Below are 21156 nucleotides of genomic sequence, written 5' to 3' on the forward strand. Positions count from 1 at the left end.
ATTTTACATAAAATACTGGTCTAGTTTCGTGATGTCTTTTTTAAGCAATTTGTCCTTTGATAACTTCAAAAGATATTATTTTTCAGTTGACATACTACCGCAGGTCTTTTACTCAATTACTATCATTAAAAATATATTTATATCAATATTTACTCCTTTTTATTCCTCCAAAAGTTTTTCACATAAATGTCATAAATCGTATGGTCTAACTATATAGTTGAAAAGGAATGCGACATTAAAGTGTCGCTGAAAAACTCATCCAAGAAAAGGGAGGAAAAATCTTTTGAAAAACAAAATCATTGTTTTCCTATCTGTTTTATCATTTATTATTGGTGGTTTCTTCTTTAACACGAATACTTCAAGTGCTGAAACATCATCTACTGATTACGTTCCTAACCAATTAATCGTTAAGTTCAAACAAAATGCATCTTTAAGTAATGTGCAATCTTTTCATAAATCTGTCGGAGCTAATGTCTTATCTAAAGATGATAAGTTAGGTTTTGAAGTCGTACAATTTTCAAAAGGTACTGTAAAAGAAAAAATAAAGAGTTATAAAAATAATCCAGATGTGGAATATGCAGAACCGAATTATTACGTTCACGCCTTTTGGACTCCAAACGACCCATATTTTAATAATCAATATGGATTACAAAAGATTCAAGCTCCACAAGCTTGGGATAGCCAACGAAGTGATCCTGGTGTAAAAGTAGCTATTATTGACACAGGAGTTCAAGGCTCACACCCTGATCTGGCTTCGAAAGTAATTTACGGGCATGATTATGTTGATAACGACAATACATCTGATGATGGTAATGGTCATGGTACACATTGCGCTGGAATTACTGGAGCACTTACGAATAACAGCGTCGGAATTGCTGGTGTTGCCCCACAAACTTCAATTTATGCTGTCCGCGTATTAGATAATCAAGGAAGTGGTACTCTTGATGCTGTAGCGCAAGGTATTCGAGAAGCTGCTGATTCGGGTGCAAAAGTAATTAGTTTAAGTTTAGGAGCTCCAAATGGTGGTACTGCATTACAACAAGCCGTTCAATATGCATGGAATAAAGGCTCTGTTATAGTTGCAGCTGCTGGAAATGCTGGAAATACAAAAGCTAATTACCCTGCTTATTACAGCGAAGTAATTGCAGTTGGTTCTACAGATCAATCAGATAGAAAATCTTCATTCTCTACTTATGGTAGCTGGGTAGATGTTGCAGCACCAGGTTCAAATATATATTCAACATATAAAGGAAGCACATATCAATCATTAAGTGGTACATCTATGGCAACACCTCATGTTGCAGGAGTCGCTGCTCTTTTAGCAAATCAAGGATATAGTAATACACAAATTCGCCAAATTATTGAGTCAACTTCTGATAAAATTAGTGGTACAGGTACGTACTGGAAAAACGGTAGAGTCAATGCATATAAGGCTGTACAATACGCTAAGCAATTACAAGAAAATAAAGCTTCTTAAGAAAACTTTAATCAGTCGATCTACCATGAATGCGGAATAAAATAGAAGGAGAGACTTCTATAATTAAAGCCTCTCCTTCTTACAAACTATATTACTCTCCCTGCTTTTTAACCATATGTAAATACAGTACAAAATCCATCATTGTCGACGAATGACCAAGTTGACGGATCATCGCTGTTATATTTCCTCTATGATATGTACCATGATTTACGACATGTTGCACTAATTCTAAAATCGAAGTTTCTAATTTCCCTACGTATGGATTCTCAATAACAAATACAGCATTCACATCTTGTATTGTAATTAAAAACTCTTTATATTGATTTGCCATGTTTTCAAACATTTTTTCTAATTCATGTAACGATTTAGTTTCAATTTGTTTTCGTAACTCTTCTCGGTCTTGTATTGCTTCATTCATACTTTTACCATGCAATATATGTAACCACACTTGATCTGTAATATAAATATGCACAAAAGTATCCTTAATGGATGGGAATACACTCTGTATCTGCTCATTAAAAATTGTCTCATAGTTTGGTAACTCTTTTAATCGATTGAATAATCTAGTATTAGCCCAAGCATGGTAATCACACTGTTTTAATATATAATCTTTCAATTTATATTACCTCCTTATTGTATGAAACGAATGGTTTGTTTCTTCATTTCTGATTCTCTATCAGCCTTTGCAATCCCTTTTTCTTTCATTTCATGCTTATTTATCGTTTTATATTTTACATACGTATAAAATTCCGTTTGAAATGGAAATGGTGTAATCCGAATTGTTTCCTCGTCCACCCATTCAGCTTGAATAAGTTTCTCCTCTTTACTATTAAACATTTCTGTTCCTTCAAAACCATCTTTAAATAAGTCAATTTCATCTTTCTTTTTGACACCAGGCTTATTCATACATACGTATAAAGAAAGTTCATCACAAAACTTTAATAATCTATAATGCTTATCAAACATCGCAAACTGTTCCTTTGTTAACGTTTTCAAAATTCTTTTTTGTCGTTCTAATTCATGTTTATAAAATGACATCATCTCTTCATCTTCCTCGTTTAGTGGAAATGATAAAAAATGTTTACTACAAAGCAATGCCCCGTATGGATTAGAATTTTCAATTTCATTCAATCCAATCGTATAAAAAACAAAACGTAATGGGCTTGGACAATCCATAAATGTATATGGAATATTTTTAGCATCATTCAAAATTGGTACTTTATCAAGCTCTATCCATCCTCTGTCATGCTCATATATTGCATCAACTGTTTCTTTTAAATATGTTTTATCTTCAAAAAAGTCTTCTTTTATATGCTTTGCAATCTCTCCAGCTAAAAAACCATGATCATGTTGACGAATTAAAATACTTTCCTTCTCATTTTTTTCACGAAAAATCATTCGTATACTCCCCCTCATCCTCATATTAAAGCTTTTTATATGCATCGATTCTTAATTAATCCCTAAATAATAGAAGGGATTCAGTCTCTTGCAACGAAATTAACATAATTATATAGTATTCTTTCTAATCATAGTGATAGCTTTATCTTTACTATCTATTATACTAAAACATTCATTCCAAAAATTTTTTTATGAGGTGAAAACATGAACAAAACAGAATTAATTAAAAACGTAGCTCAATCAGCTGATATTTCTCAAAAGGACGCTTCTGCAGCTGTACAATCCGTATTTGACACAATTGCTAATGCATTACAATCTGGAGATAAAGTTCAACTAATCGGGTTTGGAACTTTTGAAGTACGCGAAAGATCTGCTCGTACAGGACGTAATCCGCAAACTGGCGAAGAAATTCAAATCGCCGCTGGTAAAGTTCCTGCATTTAAAGCGGGTAAAGAATTAAAAGAAGCTGTTAAATAAAAACAAGAAACCAGCCATTTTATAGGCTGGTTTCTTGTTTTTATTTAAGCAATTGCTTTATATTCTCTGCATGATACACTTCACAAATATAAAATACACATTTGCAGTTACTTACAATTTGATACTTTCTAGTTGGATACACATTCGCTGTAACAGAACATCCATCAAACAATTCAATAATATTTCCAGATGGCTGATATCCTTCATATAATACGTTTCTTCTTACTTCCATCTTTTCTATGAGCTTTTCAACAGGAATATTTCCACTCTCTAATTCACTCTTTATTGCGTCCGGTAAAAACGAAGTGTCTGCAAAAATTAGATTTTCAGATAACACCTTTCCTTTATAACTAACATTAGATACACGGTAAAGAAATGTTCCATCTTTATCAAAGAAATTCTTTGCTTCTTTCGGAATGTACTGTCTACCAAGTGCCTCTTGTTCAAGAACATCAAACTGAACTGTATCATTTAAAAGCTTTTCTAAAGCATGAATGGATGATGTATCTCCAGAAAATAAAATATTTTTAATTGCTTGTACATTATAAGTGAATTCATTCTTTCTATTTTCCGCTACTAACATGAGGAACACCTCTTCTGTAATTTTTTTATTTAAGATTTAAAAGTGCTACCGCGTCTAATTGCGTAATTTCAGTCACTTCCTTACTGAATATTGCAACAGAAGCCCTATAATCTAAACTAGGCCTTACATCTTCCATCATTGTATAACTTGCTAACTCTTGTCTATCCTTAAAAACCAACAAGTTTGGAGGATCATTTGGAGCTGATACTGTAATATGTACTGGTGGAATCATTAGTCCTTCACCTGTCGCTTTCAGCACCGCTTCTTTTCGAGTCCAATATGTTAAAAAACCTTCTATTTTCTGTTCATTTGGCAGTTTCATAACTTGCGCTATTTCAATGTCTGTTAATACACCTTCTGCCATTTTCATAACATCTACATTTGGATTCATTTGTTCTACATCTATGCCAACAGGTGCAGATTTTGTAAAAGCAACGACAACCCACTCACCTGAATGCGAAACGGATAATTGCGGCATACCTTCTGGTAATTGTGGTCTTCCATGCTGCAATTTACATACTGAGCACATTCGATCAATTGGTACTTGGACTGGTGACATAGAAAGTATCTTACCGAGAACTAATCTACTTACTACGCAACCTATTATAAAACGAGCTCGATCTGCCGAATGATGATACGAATTTGCTTTCTCTCGCTCTATATCATTTAGTAAATTGTAATGCCATGATTGTAAATCCGAAATTCTTGCCCACCATATTTGACAATCATTCTCATTCAAAGTTGGAATAGAATCTACAACTTTACTTTCTATCATGTAAACTCTCCTTTATTCAACGAATATCAATTTTCATAAGAAAGCATGCGTATATTCTTATTCATTGACAAGTACTTTCTCTTTTTCTGATACAGATAATGTTTTTTCTTTCTTCTTTGACATTACCTCTTTATCAGAAATACGTAAAGAAAATAGTAGTGCTATGAGCAAAAATATTGCTGATCCAATTAGTGCTGCTTGATATGGTAAAAAATCGGATTGAACGTTATTACTTCCAAAACCAGCTAGTATACTAGCTAAAACAGCTACTCCTATTGCTGAACCTAGTCGATTTTGCACATTGAATATAGTAGTAGCTCTCCCCATAGAAGGCGGCGTGATATTGTTAAAGGCAGAAAATTGAACCGCACCGACAGATTGACCTAAGAAAATACCGATACCAAACAATAATGCGCGGATTTGCCACGGATTCGTATCGTGATTTACAAAACTTAATAAAACAAATATAACCGCCGTACATATTAATCCAATAGAAATTACCTTTCGAGCTCCTAATTTCTTATATGACCATGGCACAATTTGTGAAGAAATCATTAATCCAATCGCCTCTGGAAATGTCGTAAGTCCTGATTCTAGCGCGGAAACTCCTATCACATTTTGATACATAAGTGGAAAAACAAATAACATTCCTAATAAACCGGCTGATGAAAATAATGATATAAGGCTCATCTTTCTAAAGACTGGTTCTTTTAATAAGCGTAAATCTAACATCGGTTGCTTTACTTTCAGTTCTACGATTATAAACAACGTAATGAATACAACCCCAGCTACCCCGGTACTCATAATTTCTGGAGAAATCCATCCTTTTGACGGTCCCTGGCTTAGTGCATATATGAGCATCGCAAATCCTGGTGCTGATAAAATAAAGCCGAGCGAATCAAAGCGACCAGCTGATTTTTCAACATGCTCTGCTAAAAATAGAAGTCCAAAGAGCAATGCAACGATTCCAAACGGTAGATTAATATAAAATACCCAACGCCAAGACATTTGATCTACAAAGAAACCACCGATGATAGGACCAACTGCTGGTGCTACAGCAATTGGCAGTACAATGAACCGGGAAATCTTCGGTCTTTCCTCTGCTGAAAATGTTCGGAATAACATCGCCATTCCGACCGGTGTTAAAAGCCCTCCACCAGCACCTTGAATGATACGTAAAATATTCAATGAAGTAATATCGTTAGCTATTCCGCATAAAGCAGAGGCAATTGTAAATACGAAAAGAGCAATTAAAAATACTCTTTTCGTACCAAAACGATCTCCTAACCAACCAGAAATCGGAAGGAAAACAGCTAAACTAACTAAATACCCAACATTCACCGTCCCCATTGCAGATGCAGGTACTTGTAGTTCTCTACTTATCGTTTGCAGTGCTACATTTACAATCGTTGCGTCCATCGCAGCCATAAACATCGCAGTTATATAAACGATACTTACAACTACTTTTGGATTTAGTTTTTCTTTCATTATCGTTTTCCTACTAATGTTTTTTCGCGAACTTGATTACCTTGTGGATTCAAATCTTTCCAGTTATATTCAACATATTCTAAGCAGCTCTGCCTACTAGCTTCTTCATATACGACATTCCAGCCAATAGGTACATCGAGAAAAGCAGGCCAGAGAGAATACTGGCCCTCCTCATTTATTAATACTTTATATGTGTAATTATCATTTTCAAATGGATTCGTCATACTCTACTTACCCCTTTCTTATTCTGCAAATATTTCGCTAATACTTGCCCAATTTCCGTAAGTGGACCTGGCTGACATAGATCTTTATGTCTACAATCAATATCTTGCTGCACAATTTGCCCGTCTAAATAATTTAGCCACGTATTTGGAGAAATAGGATCAAACCAGTCTGGTATAACAGTAGATCTAAAGAATAAGATATCTCCGTTATAAACTTTCGGTACATATTTCCCTAACAACCCTACTGAATTTACATATGTTTCTTTCAAGTTCAATATAGTCTCTTCTTCAAGACTTGCTAATGCACTTCCATCTTTACGAAGGATTTCAACTGCACTTTCCATTGTAAGTGGTTTACCATCCATGTTATCTGGGTCATATCCGCCTAAAGCAAGTAATGCAATTAACGCTTCCTCTTCAGTAGGCGCTTCCGTATTTGGTAAGAAGTGTCCAGGATAAGAATCAAGCATAACGAGTAATTCTACTTCTTCCCCTTCATTTTGTAGTTGCGCCGCCATTGCATGCACAACATTTCCTCCAAGCGACCAACCTAATAAACGATATGGTCCATGAGGCTGTACTTCACGAACGTGTTTCAAGTAATCCGCCGCCATCTCCTCTAAACTTTTTGGAAGTTCTTCATTTTTAGCAATACCACGTGCTTGTACACCATAAATTGGATAATCTGTTCCTAAAGATTTCATAAGTCCTGCATAGCACCAACTTAATCCACCTGCTGGATGTACACAAAATAGTGGTAATTGATCCCCGCTTGCTCGTAATGGAAGCAACACATCAAGTGCACTTTGACCATTCCCCATCTCAAGTCTTTCAGCTAACCCTGCAACAGTCGGTGCTGCAAATAAAGTACCAATGTTTAGTTCCACTCCAAGCGCCTCTTTCATGCGGCTCATAAGCTGCACTGCAAGGAGTGAATGACCACCAAGATCAAAGAATCCGTCATCAATTCCAATTTGAGGTACACTTAGCACTTCTGTAAACAAGTCACATAACATTTCTTCTTGCGGTGTTCTTGGACCACGACTAGAAGATGATGCGATAAATTCTGGAGCTGGCAATGCCTTTCTATCTAATTTACCGTTTGGAGTTAAAGGTAACTCATTTACTACTACAAAAGCGTATGGAACCATATAATCTGGTAAACTACCACTAGCAAACTGACGCATTTCATTCGTATCAATCGCTTCATTATTTGATGCAACGATATAAGAAACTAACCGTTTATCCCCTGGTTGATCTTCCCGTACAATAACGGCTACTTGCTCAACTTTAGGGTGCTTCATTATGACTGCTTCTATTTCTCCTAATTCAATTCGGAACCCACGAATTTTGATTTGATGATCTGCACGTCCTATATAATCTAGCGTCCCATCTTTACGCCAGCGAGCTAAGTCTCCTGTACGATACATTCTTGTACCTGGCTTTCCAAATGGATCTGCGATAAAGCGTTCAGCCGTTAATCCTGCTCTTCCTAAATATCCACGCGCAAGCCCTGCACCTGCAACATACATTTCTCCAACTACTCCAGGTGGCACTGGTTGTAAATAGTTGTCTAACACATACACTTTAAGGTCAGGTATACTGCACCCAATTAAACTATTTGCTCGTAAAGAGACGATAGTTTCATCTAATTCAATATAACTAACATGTACTGTCGTCTCCGTAATACCGTACATATTAATAAGCTTTGGTGCGTTATGAGGATGTCGACTATACCAATCTTCTAAGCGACTTAGCTCAAGTGCTTCTCCTCCAAAAACAACATATCGTAAAGATAATTTTTGGCCAATCTCTTCATTTTCACGATCTGCTTGCATCAATTGATAGAACGCTGATGGAGTTTGGTTTAAAACCGTAACCTTTTCTTTAACAAGAAGCTGTAAAAATTCTTTCGGTGAGCGACTTACAGTATGTGGCACTACAACTAAACGCCCTCCGTATAATAAAGGTCCCCAAATTTCCCAAACCGAGAAATCAAAAGCGTATGAATGGAACATCGTCCAAACATCGTTTCCGTCAAACTGGAACCAATGATCAGTTGCTCCTAAAAGTCTTACTACATTTTGATGAGGTATCATAACGCCTTTCGGTCTACCCGTTGAGCCTGACGTATAAATAACGTAAGCAATATGTGATGGAGATAATGGCTTAATGCGTTCCACCTCATCAATATTTTCTTCACTATATTTCTCAACTTCTGCTATTACTTTTACATCATCAACTAAAACTTTTAGTGCCTCATCACATTCAATTTCCACTTCTGAATTCGTTAAAACACATGTTGGTTTCGCATCGTGTAGCATAAATGAAATACGGTCTGCTGGGTAATCTGGATCTAACGGAAGGTATCCAGCACCAGCTTTAAGAACAGCTAATAAGCTTACAACCATGTTTAATGATCTTGGCATCGCTAAAGCAACGAGTTGATCAGGACCAATCCCTTTTGCTATTAGGAATCGAGCTATTTTATTTGCTTTTCTATTTAACTCTTCATAAGTTAATTTCTTATCTTCAAAGACAACAGCAATAGAATTTGGATTTATATAAACCTGCTTTTCAAACAATTGTGGCAATGTCATTTCTGGTGCAATTTGAAAACCACCATTCCACTTTTCTAACACTGTATTTTTCTCTGCTACAGTTAATATTTCTAATCTGCCAATTGATTGATCCGGATTTGTAGCTGCATCATCTAATAACAAAATGAATCGTTCTATTAGTTTTTGAACCGTTTCACGTTTATATAAATCGGTACTAAACTCTAGTAATCCATGTAAACCGTTCGGAGTACCATCAACCCCGTTACTCTCACTAATTTCAAATGTTAAATCAAATTTTGCAGAACCGACGCTTTGAATTTCAAGGCTCGCTTCTAAACCTGGTACATGAAACGTTGCTTCTGGTGTATTTTGAAAAGCTAACATAACTTGAAACAACGGGTGGCTGTTTCGAGTACGTACTGGATTTAACACTTCAACAAGCCTTTCAAATGGAACATCTTGATTTTCATAAGCTGCAAGATTTACCTGCTTCACTCTATTTAATAATTCTTTAAAACTTGGATCTCCTGACGTATTTGTACGTAACACTAATGTATTTACAAATAAACCAACAATATCTGAAAGTACATCATCATTTCTTCCAGCAATCGGACTTCCAATTGGTATATCAGTGCCTGCACCTAATCTTGTAAATAGTGCACTAAGCCCTGCTTGCAATACCATAAACAAACTAACTCCATTTTTACGTGCAAGCTCTACTAACCTACTATGCATACCTTCATCTATATGAAAATGAATTGTTTCCCCGCGGTAACTCGTCTCAATTGGACGCTGGAAATCTGTAGGTAACTCCATTTGGTCTGGTAAACCTTTAAGTTCTTCTTTCCAAAAATCTAATTGTGTTGAAATAAGACTCTCTGGTGTCGTTTCATCACCTAGCAATTGCTGTTGCCAAAGTGCATAATCCGCGTATTGAACTGGTAGTGTCTCCAGCTGAACTCTGTCACCTTGACATCGTGCTTTATACGCCACTGTAAAATCTCTCGTTAACGGCTGTAATGACCAGCCATCACCTACAATATGATGTAATAAAATTAATAATACATGTTCGTTTTCACTCACTGTAAAAAGTTGTAAACGAACTGCCGGCTCAAAATCGAGGTTAAAGCTATATCTTACCGCCTCTGAAAGTACACTTTCTAATTCATCTTTACATGTATTAGTTATAACCATTTCTAGATTTAAGTTTTCCATATCTAAAATTCTCTGATAGGAACTACCTAATACGTTAGGGAAAATTGTTCTAAGTGTTTCATGTTTCTCAACTACATCATAAAAAGCACCTTGTAATGCTTCCCGATTCAATATTCCATTCATACGAATGACTAGCGGAATATTATAAGTAGGACTTGGACCTTCTAAACAATTTAAGAACCATAACCTGCGCTGTGCAAATGAAAGTGGAACTTCATTTGGCCTACTTGCTTTCTGAATAGCTGGTCTTGCACTTTTTGCATCGTTTAATTGTTTCGCCAGTTCGGCAACAGTTGGTGATTCAAATAGTTTCCCGATTCCTAATTCCACACTTAACGTTTCACGAATCCTTGCCATTAAACGAGATGCGAGAAGTGAATGTCCACCCATTTCAAAGAAATTATCATCAATGCTAATTCGAGAAACACCAAGTACTTCTGCAAATAAATCACATAATATTTCTTCTTTCGGATTTCTAGCAACTCTCTCATTGTGCATTCCATTAAAATCAGGAGCAGGTAATTTCTTTCTATCCACCTTACCATTTGGCGTTAATGGTAATTCTTCTAGCACAACAAATGCTGATGGTATCATATAATTCGCTAAACTTTCTGAAACATAAGAACGAATTTCTGAAAGATTAATCGGTTCCTTTTCTTCTGCAACGATATACGCAATGATGCGCTTATCATTTGGACGATCTTCTCGTACCATTACTATCGCTTGTTGAATATTTTTATGTCGTTGTAATACCGTTTCAATTTCAGCTAATTCAATTCGGAATCCACGAATTTTAATTTGATGATCTGCGCGACTAATGTACTCTAACGCACCATCACTACGCCATTTCACAAGATCTCCTGTACGGTACATGCGCTTCCCTGATTCTCCATAAGGATTTGCAATAAACCGTTCAGCTGTTAATTCAGGTTTTCCTAAATATCCGCTTGCAAGTCCCTCCCCTGCAATATATAATTCCCCAATAACTCCAGGTGGAACTGGTTGTAACCCTGCATCCAATACATACACTTCTGTATTGCAAATTGGCTTTCCAATAGGAGGTATACCCTTTTCACCTTCATCAATGTTCATAAAAGTAGACCAAATCGTCGTTTCAGTTGGTCCATATAAATTAGTTATTGAGCAACCTAATTCTTTTAATTTATTTGCTAAATGCGCTGGAAGAGCTTCACCACCAACTAGTATATTTAGCCCTTGTAGCTTCTCTGGATAATCAGTTACTAACGCCTGCCAAAGCGTCGGTGTAGCCTGCATAATGGTCACTCTTTCTTCTTGTAAAAGTATCGTTAATGCTGATGGCTCTTGTATGTCTTCTTTTTGCGCAATTGTTAAACTTGCACCACTAATAAGAGGTAAATAAATTTCTAGAGCAGAAATATCAAACGCAAACGTTGTAACTGCTAATAAATGATCATTTTCATTTAATGAAAACTTTTGTTGCATAGCCATTAAAAAGTTACTTAAACCTCTCATAGGAATAATTACACCTTTTGGGTTTCCTGTTGAGCCTGAAGTATATATTGTATAGGCTGGGTTTAAAAGTGATACATCATTCTTACATGCTATATTCATACGAGAATATGTATGTAACGCTAGTTTCGTTTCTTCTTCATCTAATACAATTTTTTTCATATCATTTTCTATAACTAACTTAGATGAAACAGATGAATGTGTTATGATACAAACTGGTTTTGCATCATTTACTATATAATTAATTCTTTCTGCTGGGTATTCTGGATCTATTGGTAAATACGCTGCACCAGCCTTTAAGACTGCTAGCATACTAACTACCATTTCTATTGATCTAGGGAATACTAAGGCTACAAACTGGTTTGGTCGTATTCCTTCTTCTACTAAATAATGTGCTAGTTCATTCGCTCGTTCATTTAGCTCTTTATACGTAAGGTTTACACCGTCACAAGTAATCGCTAGTTTATTGGGATTTTTTTGCACTTGTTTTTCAAATGATATAGGCAGACTGATTAACTCATCGTCTTCCTTCGTTTCATTCCATTCCAATAAAACTTTATGATTTTCTTCAGGCAGAGTAATGTTTATTTTTCCAATCGACTCGTTTTTCTCATAATTATTTACTACTAATTCAAATAGATTCATAAATCTTTCTTTATGCAATGCTAGCTCCGCGCCATTATATACTTCAGGATTTGCATCAAAATGAATCATTAGCTCATTTTGATCAAAACGTTTATATACATTTATTGATAAATCATCGACAGGTCCTGCTGATAAGTTATGCGTAATACCACGATTTCCAGCAAAGTTAAGCCCGTAATCAAAAGGCATAACATTCACTAACGGTCCAAACAACCTTTGATTTTCACCTAGTAACTTTAAGTCTCTTCTTAATTCCTCATGACGGTATTTATAATGGCGACGTACATCTCGGATTTCTTTAGAAACTTGTTGCAATAATTCTGCAAGAGTTATATTTGGAGTTACTGTAATACGAAGTGGAACTAAATTCATTACCATACTTGGTGTATGAATAGATACAGAACCTAGACGTCCCATCATCGGTAAACCTAAAACAATATCATTTTCACCTGTTAATTTATGCATATAAATACTTGTTATAGCGACAATGAATTCCGGCCAACTTGTTAACGAAATATTGATATCTTCTAGTAAAGTTTTCGTGCTAGAACTAGATAAATAAGCTGTTTCTCGTGAAAATCCATTTGATGTTCTCGGTGCTCGTTCTGCCAAACTTACAACTTCTGGTTCATCTGCATACTTTTCTAACCAAAAAATACGATCTTCCTGAAATTGTTTAGACTCACGATACTCAATATCTTCTTGCACGACTTTTGCAAGAGAACCAAATGGTTTTTCATTCTTGTTTGTTTCTTCTATAAGTGATGTATACTCATTCGCTACCTTTTGGCTAAGAAGTGAAAATCCATAGCCATCCATCACAATGTGATGGATGCGCTGATACCAAAAGAAACGATTATTTTCAACTTGAATAAGTGCTTCAGTAAATAATGTATCTTTTTTCAAATTGACTGGTATAGATAAATCATTTTTCATCCATACTTTAGCAGCTTCTTCAGGATTTTCTTCTTTACGAACGTCAATAAAATGCATATGAAACTGTGATTCTTCAATAACTTGCCATGGGCCAATTTCATCCTCTTCGAAGCGAACATGAAGTGCTTCTGCTTCCATTACAACTTTACGTACAGCTAATTCAAAAATGTTTTGATGAATATTTCCGTTTATTTCTACATATTCCCCAGTATTATAAATTGGATTAAGCGGATCTAATTGTTGCGCAAACCACATACCAGACTGCGCAGATGATAACGAATGACGAATCTTTTGACTGTTAGGCATTCTTTACTACCCCTTTATTATGTAGTCTATTTGTTACAGCACCTGTGCTGTTTGTGAAGATAGTAAACTGTACCAACCTGCAACAGTTGGACGTTCTGCTAAATCTGCAAAAGTGATTTCTTTCCCTTCACGACGCCACTTTTCTACTAAACTCATAATTCTGACCGAATCAAGCCCTCTATTTAATAAGTCTTCATCAATATCAATACTCTCTACTGGCTCACGAAGTAGTTGTGCAACTAGTTCATGCACTTCCTGTATAGTGATTCCTTCACTCTCATCATCTTTTACACTTTGTAAATCGTTTAACAGTAGGTTTGTTGATGTCGTTACTGCACATCTATTAGATGCATACTCCAATGCTTGTTTATGATGCTCTAGTGAAAAATCAGCAACTGCATCTGCTACAAAGAACGGCTCTATACCATCCATAAATGCTTCACAAGCTGTTAAAAGACAGCCAATATGCGCATAAATACCGCAAATAATGAGTTGATCCCTTCCTTGTTCATTTAAAATTTCTAATAGATTTGTCTTTTTAAATGCACTATATCTCCATTTTGTTAGGAATATATCATCCTCATCAGGAGTAAGTTCATCAACAATTTTCTTTTTATCTGGTCCAGCAGGTATACCGTCACCCCAAAAGTCTTGTAATAAACCTCGTTGTTCTAACGTTTGCCCACCAGGTTGTGCTGTATAAACAACTGGTATACCAAGTTCCTTACATTTTTCTCTTATCATTTTAATATTTGAAATAAGTTCTACTTTTGGTGATTCTTTATCGCTATATGCATCAAGAAAGTATTCTTGCATGTCATGAATTAAAAGTACTGCACGTTTCGGATCTGGTGTCCAATTCACTTTATTTTTTGGTAGTTCTGATTCAATTGGCATTTTATATACTGAAATAGATGGGATAGCCATCTAATCACTTCCTTCCGATTTTTATTATTGTTTTACTGTAATAAGTTTTTCAGCAATGACTTTACGTAGTTCTTTTTTGCTGACTTTTCCGACTCCTGTTTGCGGGAATGATTCAATAAATTCAATTCGATCTGGAATTTTATAAGCCGCTATACCACGTTCTCTTAAAAACATTTTTAATTCACTTACTGCCGGAACTTGTCCGCGAGCTATAACAAAAGCACAGGTGCGTTCACCTAAATAATCGTCAGGCATAGATACGATTGCTACGTCATGGATCGCATCGTGTGCTAATAGATGATTTTCAACTTCTTCCGCAGCAACTTTCTCACCACCACGGTTAATCTGATCTTTATCTCTTCCTTCTACAATGATGTATCCTTGTTCATTTACTTTTACAAGATCACCTGTGCGATAAAACCCATCCTTTGTAAATGATCGTGCATTATGCTCTTCGGCTTTATAGTAACCACGAATTGTATATGGACCTCGTGTTAATAAACTACCTACTTCGCCCGGTTGTACATCGTTGTCATTTTCATCAACAACTCGTACTTCATCGAGTGCAGACATTGGTCTACCTTGTGTATGAATAATAATTTCTTCCGGATCGTCTAATCTTGTATAGTTCACTAATCCTTCCGCCATACCGAATACTTGCTGTAACGTACATCCAAATGTAGGGCGTATACGTCTTGCAACCTCAGCGCTAAACTTAGCACCACCTACTTGAATAACCTCTAAGCTCGATAAATCGGCATTACGAGAAGATGCAGCATCAAGCCAAATCATTGCTAATGGCGGAACGAGCGCTGTAATTGTAACTTTTTCTTTTTCAATAAGAGCAAAGGCCTCATCTGGACTACCACCAGTTGCCAATACCACTTTTCCACCCGCATAGAAAGTTCCAAATGTCCCTGGAGAACTCATTGGGTAATTGTGTGCTACTGGAAGAACTGCCAGATAGACGCTTTCTGCATTCAAATTACAAATTTTAGCGCTAACACGTAAACTATAAATATAGTCATCATGTGTTCTAGGAATTAATTTAGAAAGACCTGTTGTGCCTCCTGATAATTGGAGAAACGCAACATCACTTGGCTGAACTTCTGGTAATGAGACGGGATCCATATACAGATCATTTATGTTCACAAACTCTTCTTCTTCTCCCACTACAATTACATGTTGTAAATTTGGCACTTTCTCTTTCACTTCTCTTGCTAGTTTTCGATAATCAAAACCGAGAGCCTTATCTGAAATAACGTAAGCGCTCGCCTCGCCAAAATCACAAAAATAACTAATTTCACTGCTTCGATGTGACGGCAGTGCAAAGACAGGAAGCGCTCCAATTCGAAATAGTGCAAAACATATTTCGAAAAACTCGATAATGTTAGGTAACTGGATTACAACTCTGTCCTCTTTCTTTATTCCTAAATTCAGTAAACCTGCTGCTAAACGATCTACCTTTTTATTAAGTTCACTATATGTTATATGCTTCTTACCACTTACAACCGCGATTTGATCTCCATATTTCTCAGCCCGCTCTCTTAACACTCCTCCAAATGTTTCACCAAGCCAACATCCTTCTTCTCGGTAACGATCGGCAAATTCTTTTGGCCATTCTGTATAACCTACTAGCATTCTTTCTTCCCCCTATTTTTCATTAAGTGAACTATCTCTTAGCCCTAAAGCTTTTAGCATTGTTTGGAACTTAGCTGATGTTTCTGCTAACTCATCTTCTGGTTTTGACTCAGCAACAACTCCAGCTCCTGCATATAAACGCAGTGTATTTTCTTGTACTTCAGCACAACGAATTGTAACAATCCATTCTCCATCTCCATTTAAATCGCTCCATCCTAGCATTCCTGTAAAGAACTCGCGGTCAAATGGCTCAATATGCTGTATAGCCTCTCTTGCTTTTTCCATCGGAGTTCCGCAAACTGCTGGCGTAGGATGAAGGGCAATTGCTAATTGTAAAGAAGAAGTATTTGGATCCTTCAGTTCACCTTTCAATTCTGTAGACAAATGCCACATCGCTTCACTATGAATAACTGATGGCTTTTCTGGAACATGTAATGTATGACAATACGGACGAAGTGCAGCGGCAACCGCTTCAACTACTACCGCATGTTCATGTAAATCTTTTGGAGAAGAAAGTAATTCCTCTGCTCTTCTTTTATCTTCTACTGGGTCCTCACTACGTGGCCTTGAACCAGCTAACGGATTAGAAATAACTTGCATACCATTACGTGAAACAAGTAATTCAGGACTTGCTCCAATTAGCGTCTTACTGTTCTCTTTTTCATCTTTCGGTAAATTCACAGCAAATGTATAACCATGCTTATTATGTTCTGCTAATTCTCGCAGAAGTTTTTGCTTATCAATCTTTTCGGAAGATTTAACATCTAACGATCTAGATAGAACGATTTTCTTTAAATCACCGTCCTGTATTTTTTTAATTCCTTGCTTCACACCATTCATATAAACTTCAGGGTCTGGCATTGGCGTCATTTCAAATGTTACGTTCTCATTTGTTTCAAGCTGATTTGTTGTATCCAATTGTAAACGCTCAGAAATCCTACTATATTCTGGTACGATAAGTTGGACTTCTTTTCTACGATCAAATGGCAAAGCACCCACAACGATAGGATTTGGATTTCCAGCTTGTTTCGCATTACTTAATGTCGCTTGCACAAGCTCTGGGAAATTTTCAATTTCACGATGCTTTACTGTAGTAAACTCTCCTTCTGCTAATATCGTTCGAGTTGGTGAAGCGAAAAAGAATGAAGATTCAGTCTTATAATCTTCTAAAAGTTTTTCTGACAATTCCTTTACAGCTATATGTTCATTCATAATATAATAACCTCCTAAATTTTTATTAAACTCCTAACGTAGCACCGCCATCGACACATAAATTGTGCATTGTAATATGACTTGCTCTATCTGAGGCTAAAAATAACACGGCTTCAGCAACTTCTGAAGGTTGTGCAATTTTTTGTAATGGAATTCCGAGTCTATATGTATTTTGAGAACCAGCAATTATATTTTTAGCTCCATTCTCATCAGCCCATAGTAATCTTTGCATCTCAGTTTCAGTAGAACCTGGAGAAACTAAGTTGCAGCGTATATTGTATGCCGCAAGCTCTAGTCCTAAACATTTCATAAACATCGTCGTTGCAGCCTTTGACGCAGCATACGCAGCCATCTCCATTCTCGGCGTATTTGCCGCATTTGAACCGACTGTAACAATTGCCCCTGATTTTCTTAACATCATATTTTTACTTACCGCTCGGGACATATTGAAAACCCCTGTAGTATTTACAGAGAATGTTTTATTCCAATCTTCATCACTTAACGAATGAATTGGTCCCATACGTAAAACCCCTGCAACGTTTATTAAAATATCTATTGGCGCTATTTCATTTGCAATATGATTTACCATGTCTTCAACAGCAGCGCTATGACTCACATCTAAACGAAACGTTTTCATACGTGTTTTATTTAATTCATTTTGATTTAAGAGTACATTTAACCCCTCTTCATTTTGATCAACCGCAATAACTGTGGCTCCTCTTTCTAAAAACATTTTGGCAACAACACTGCCTATGCCTTGTGCTGCACCTGTTACTAAAACTGTTTGCCCATCAAATTCCCCTAAGTTCATTTTCTCTATCCTTTCACATAAACATTAATTTCATTAAGTGACACAACTGATATTGATTTTCATTATCAGTTGTGTTGTAAAAAATAATACACTTACTAAACTAATTGGTCAAGTGCGCATTACTTTAAAATCCATTTTATTGATAATGTTTTTCATTTACTATCTTACACCGAAATGATAATGTTTCTCAATAAACTTGTCAATCTTTTTTTATTTTTCAGATAAAGTATTTTAATGCTTCTTAATAAAATCATATGTAAACGCATTAAAAGTACTTATATTATAAATAAAATTCAAAGTCCTCTTTTTAAAATTGAAGAAGCTAAACTAGAGATACGTTCATTTACAATGCTTTATGAAAAACTCAAGTATATATTTTCTCAATATTTTTCTGAAAATATATCTTACAAATACTAATGAATGTCTTTTTTGTCATTTAAGATTTAATATATATTTCGAATACGATGTATCGATTTATTATATTTCAATATAATCCAAATCGGCATTTCACTCACTTTTACATCTATGAAAATCACAAAAGTAATTTAACCTTGTTAAAATAACTCATAAAAAAGCATCCTAATTAATAGAATAGGATGCTTTTTCGTAATCATATTGTTATAGAAGATTTATATACTTATGCTACGCTGCGATACTCTTCTTCTTTTTCTTTTTTCTGTTTAGGTGCTTGAATTAAAATTGCGATAATGAATGACACGACACATAATACACCGATCACCATGAACGTTGGTTTGAATCCACCTAGAAGTGCACCGATAAAGGAACCTGCAAGCGCCCCAAATCCAAATCCTTGATACACAATTCCGTAGTTCTTACTATGGTTTTTCATACCGAAGAAATCACCAACAATAGCTGGGAAAATAGTGATATTTCCACCAAAGCAAAACGCTACACTTGCTACACATACGAAGTAAATACCATAATTTAAATCTACAAAACTTAGAACTAAGACTGAACTCGCCATAACAACAAAAGTACCAGTAACGATTTTTAAACGCCCAATTTTATCCGATAATGGTCCTAAAATGATACGACCTAATGTATTGAAGATTGCAACCATAGCCACCGCATTAGCTGCTGTTGCTGCGCTAAGTCCTACAAGTTGAACACCAATGTCTTTTACCATACCAATTAAGTATAAGCCACTCATACATGATGTAAATAACATGATAAATAATAAGTATACTTGTTTTGTGCCTAACATTTCTTTCGTTGTGTATTCCTTAGTTTTTGTTTCATGAACTGCTCCTTGATCTGCAGCTTGATGGATTAAACAAGCACCAATTACAATCATAGCTGTAACAATTAAACCCCAGTATATAAATGCTTGCGATACACCAACTGATTCAATCAACTGTGCGTTAACGTATTTAAAGATTAAGCTACCTGAACCATATGCAGAGACAGAAATACCAGCAATTAAACCTTTACGCTCTGGAAACCACTTTATTAAATTTGATAGTGAAGTGATATATGCTGTACCATCTGCATAACCTACAACAACTCCTGCTAGTACATAAAGCAATATTAATGAAGAAGCTTGTGAACTAAGTATTAACCCTAGTCCTAATGCTAATCCAGCTATCATAATAAGTTTACGAAGTCCCCATTTTTCTTGCAATTTACTCGCAAATAAAGTTGAAAATGCTAAAGAAAGACTAGTAATTGAGAAAGTTATCGCAACAGCGTTAAGACTCCAACCGTATTTACTAACTAAAGGCTGATTGAATAAACTCCATGTATATATCGTCCCAAGCCCCATTTGTACTATAACTGTGCCAAGGACAACAAACCATGGATTAACAGTTGATTTTTTCATACCTTTCCGCCTCCTCTTTCTATTTCAATGCTATTTGCTAAATTTACTTTTTTTATGTTCATTTTGGTCACCTCTTTTGATTTGACACCTTCATTGTATAAGATGTTTTCGTTTATGTAAGCGCTTACAAGACAGAGCGTCAAAAACGTAGAATCAGTTACAAAAAACGAAGGATGAAATACAAAAACTACTTATTAAATACGTAACAGTTATTTAATAAGTAGTTTTTGTATAAGCTCGATTTACATTTGTTTTTGAACCCTTTTTAAAAAGTGAAACAATAAAACCGTCTCTTTACTATTTATTAAAGAGACGGTTTTATTAGGTCAATTCATAAGCCTGACTTTCTTTATACGTTTATAATTGTTTCTTCAAATGTAACAATTGGCTCTACAAATTCCATCATAATGAAAGCATTTTTAATACGTCTTGTTAAAACTTCTTTTAATTCTGCACACATTTGTTCTGTAAGTGATTTTACAAATACAAAGTTGTGATAATAAATCACACTCTTCTCTTTACTTAATGGGTTTAAAAACATCCCCTCTTTTGTGACGAGAGCGTTAGAATGCCCCGATAAAGTTGAAAGAAACGTCTCTAAAATTTTTATTTCTCTTTTTGAAAACGATTCTTCACAAACTACTTTAATATTCATTTCTGTTATCATTTATATATTCCCCCAACCATTTTTTCACAAGGGGATACTATAATACTATTAAATTTTCACAAGACTCCCCTTGTCGTTCATAAAATTCACCAGAAAACTAAGTTGACTAACTTGTTTTTTCCCTTTATTCATATAAATCTCTCCTTTCGTATATATTACTTCTCCATTTGTAATTGATTACCTTTTTATATTAAAGTTTTTCTATGTCTTTAATTGGAATTTTACCAATTAGAGATCTTATTAATAAACGTATATTTTTCTTATACTCCTGAAAAAAAACTTTACTTATCTACTTTACGTTTTGTGCTACATAGTGTCTGTTTTTTGAATACTTTGTTTCTCTGCAGTATTTACATAGAAATATTGTTTCGCTATAAATGCTAACTTAAATATGTACATTAACGCTTGAATAAATATGTACATTTTCAATTGGATTCTCCATACTGACTCTGAGGTGGTTAGTATGTATATTAAGCTAGATA

At 35.4% G+C, this 21156-nt stretch carries 15 protein-coding genes; 2 read left to right on the forward strand and 13 right to left on the reverse strand.

Features of this window, described 5'->3' with window-relative positions:
* The first annotated feature begins 283 nt into the window (after positions 1–283).
* Positions 284–1477, forward strand: a complete 1194-nt coding sequence (locus MR168_RS25015; RefSeq protein WP_000790938.1) for a S8 family peptidase — start codon at positions 284–286, stop codon at positions 1475–1477.
* Positions 1478–1568: 91 nt separating this feature from the next.
* Here the strand turns inward: MR168_RS25015 and MR168_RS25020 are convergent, their stop codons facing one another.
* Positions 1569–2093 (reverse strand): DinB family protein, encoded by a 525-nt coding sequence (locus MR168_RS25020; RefSeq protein WP_000656271.1) that lies wholly within the window; start codon positions 2091–2093, stop codon positions 1569–1571.
* A gap of 14 nt (positions 2094–2107) precedes the next feature.
* On the reverse strand, positions 2108–2875 hold the full coding sequence (locus MR168_RS25025; RefSeq protein ID WP_000577283.1) for a DUF3891 family protein: 768 nt from the start codon (positions 2873–2875) through the stop codon (positions 2108–2110).
* Between the two features lie 204 nt (positions 2876–3079).
* Between MR168_RS25025 and MR168_RS25030 the strand changes: the two genes are divergently transcribed.
* On the forward strand, positions 3080–3352 hold the full coding sequence (locus MR168_RS25030) for an HU family DNA-binding protein (RefSeq protein ID WP_001043905.1): 273 nt from the start codon (positions 3080–3082) through the stop codon (positions 3350–3352).
* Positions 3353–3392: 40 nt separating this feature from the next.
* On the opposite strand, the gene MR168_RS25035 is transcribed toward MR168_RS25030, so the two are convergent.
* The 11 genes from MR168_RS25035 to MR168_RS25085 form a co-directional block, all read right to left on the reverse strand.
* Entirely contained in the window at positions 3393–3935 is a 543-nt protein-coding gene (locus MR168_RS25035) for a hypothetical protein (protein ID WP_000959126.1), read from the reverse strand.
* A gap of 25 nt (positions 3936–3960) precedes the next feature.
* The gene (gene sfp / locus MR168_RS25040; RefSeq protein WP_086411510.1) at positions 3961–4710 is read right to left on the reverse strand and encodes a 4'-phosphopantetheinyl transferase Sfp; all 750 of its coding nucleotides are present in this window, start codon (positions 4708–4710) and stop codon (positions 3961–3963) included.
* A gap of 57 nt (positions 4711–4767) precedes the next feature.
* Positions 4768–6198 (reverse strand): MDR family MFS transporter, encoded by a 1431-nt coding sequence (locus MR168_RS25045; protein ID WP_086411509.1) that lies wholly within the window; start codon positions 6196–6198, stop codon positions 4768–4770.
* Complete coding sequence (locus MR168_RS25050) at positions 6198–6422, reverse strand: MbtH family protein (RefSeq protein WP_000184059.1); 225 nt, start codon at positions 6420–6422, stop codon at positions 6198–6200. The genes MR168_RS25045 and MR168_RS25050 overlap by 1 nt, the downstream gene beginning before the upstream one ends.
* The gene (locus tag MR168_RS25055) at positions 6419–13576 is read right to left on the reverse strand and encodes an amino acid adenylation domain-containing protein (RefSeq protein ID WP_242291573.1); all 7158 of its coding nucleotides are present in this window, start codon (positions 13574–13576) and stop codon (positions 6419–6421) included. The genes MR168_RS25050 and MR168_RS25055 overlap by 4 nt, the downstream gene beginning before the upstream one ends.
* Before the next feature lie 33 nt (positions 13577–13609).
* Positions 13610–14503, reverse strand: a complete 894-nt coding sequence (locus MR168_RS25060) for an isochorismatase family protein (RefSeq protein WP_001007259.1) — start codon at positions 14501–14503, stop codon at positions 13610–13612.
* Between the two features lie 24 nt (positions 14504–14527).
* A complete protein-coding gene (locus MR168_RS25065) occupies positions 14528–16144 on the reverse strand; it encodes a (2,3-dihydroxybenzoyl)adenylate synthase (RefSeq protein WP_086411507.1) in 1617 nt (538 codons plus the stop codon).
* A gap of 12 nt (positions 16145–16156) precedes the next feature.
* Entirely contained in the window at positions 16157–17356 is a 1200-nt protein-coding gene (gene dhbC, locus MR168_RS25070; RefSeq protein ID WP_086411506.1) for an isochorismate synthase DhbC, read from the reverse strand.
* 25 nt (positions 17357–17381) lie between these two features.
* A complete protein-coding gene (gene dhbA / locus MR168_RS25075) occupies positions 17382–18167 on the reverse strand; it encodes a 2,3-dihydro-2,3-dihydroxybenzoate dehydrogenase (RefSeq protein ID WP_001048436.1) in 786 nt (261 codons plus the stop codon).
* A 637-nt stretch (positions 18168–18804) separates the two neighbouring features.
* Positions 18805–20007, reverse strand: coding sequence for an L-lactate MFS transporter (locus MR168_RS25080; protein ID WP_000750110.1), 1203 nt, complete (start codon positions 20005–20007; stop codon positions 18805–18807).
* A gap of 349 nt (positions 20008–20356) precedes the next feature.
* Positions 20357–20674 (reverse strand): hypothetical protein, encoded by a 318-nt coding sequence (locus MR168_RS25085; RefSeq protein ID WP_000627304.1) that lies wholly within the window; start codon positions 20672–20674, stop codon positions 20357–20359.
* Between the last annotated feature and the right edge of the window lie 482 nt (positions 20675–21156).

The sequence above is a fragment of the Bacillus cereus group sp. BfR-BA-01356 genome, assembly GCF_022663635.1.
GTDB classification, from domain to species: Bacteria; Bacillota; Bacilli; order Bacillales; family Bacillaceae_G; genus Bacillus_A; species Bacillus_A cereus.

Coding starts and splice junctions, on each gene's coding strand:
- MR168_RS25050 (WP_000184059.1), bottom strand. CDS start 6,422: ATGACGAATCCATTTGAAAATGATAATTACACATATAAAGTATTAATA.
- MR168_RS25030 (WP_001043905.1), top strand. CDS start 3,080: ATGAACAAAACAGAATTAATTAAAAACGTAGCTCAATCAGCTGATATT.
- MR168_RS25035 (WP_000959126.1), bottom strand. CDS start 3,935: ATGTTAGTAGCGGAAAATAGAAAGAATGAATTCACTTATAATGTACAA.
- dhbA (WP_001048436.1), bottom strand. CDS start 18,167: ATGAACTTAGGGGAATTTGATGGGCAAACAGTTTTAGTAACAGGTGCA.
- dhbC (WP_086411506.1), bottom strand. CDS start 17,356: ATGAATGAACATATAGCTGTAAAGGAATTGTCAGAAAAACTTTTAGAA.
- MR168_RS25055 (WP_242291573.1), bottom strand. CDS start 13,576: ATGCCTAACAGTCAAAAGATTCGTCATTCGTTATCATCTGCGCAGTCT.
- MR168_RS25080 (WP_000750110.1), bottom strand. CDS start 20,007: ATGAAAAAATCAACTGTTAATCCATGGTTTGTTGTCCTTGGCACAGTT.
- sfp (WP_086411510.1), bottom strand. CDS start 4,710: ATGATAGAAAGTAAAGTTGTAGATTCTATTCCAACTTTGAATGAGAAT.
- MR168_RS25085 (WP_000627304.1), bottom strand. CDS start 20,674: ATGATAACAGAAATGAATATTAAAGTAGTTTGTGAAGAATCGTTTTCA.
- MR168_RS25025 (WP_000577283.1), bottom strand. CDS start 2,875: ATGATTTTTCGTGAAAAAAATGAGAAGGAAAGTATTTTAATTCGTCAA.
- MR168_RS25065 (WP_086411507.1), bottom strand. CDS start 16,144: ATGCTAGTAGGTTATACAGAATGGCCAAAAGAATTTGCCGATCGTTAC.
- MR168_RS25060 (WP_001007259.1), bottom strand. CDS start 14,503: ATGGCTATCCCATCTATTTCAGTATATAAAATGCCAATTGAATCAGAA.
- MR168_RS25045 (WP_086411509.1), bottom strand. CDS start 6,198: ATGAAAGAAAAACTAAATCCAAAAGTAGTTGTAAGTATCGTTTATATA.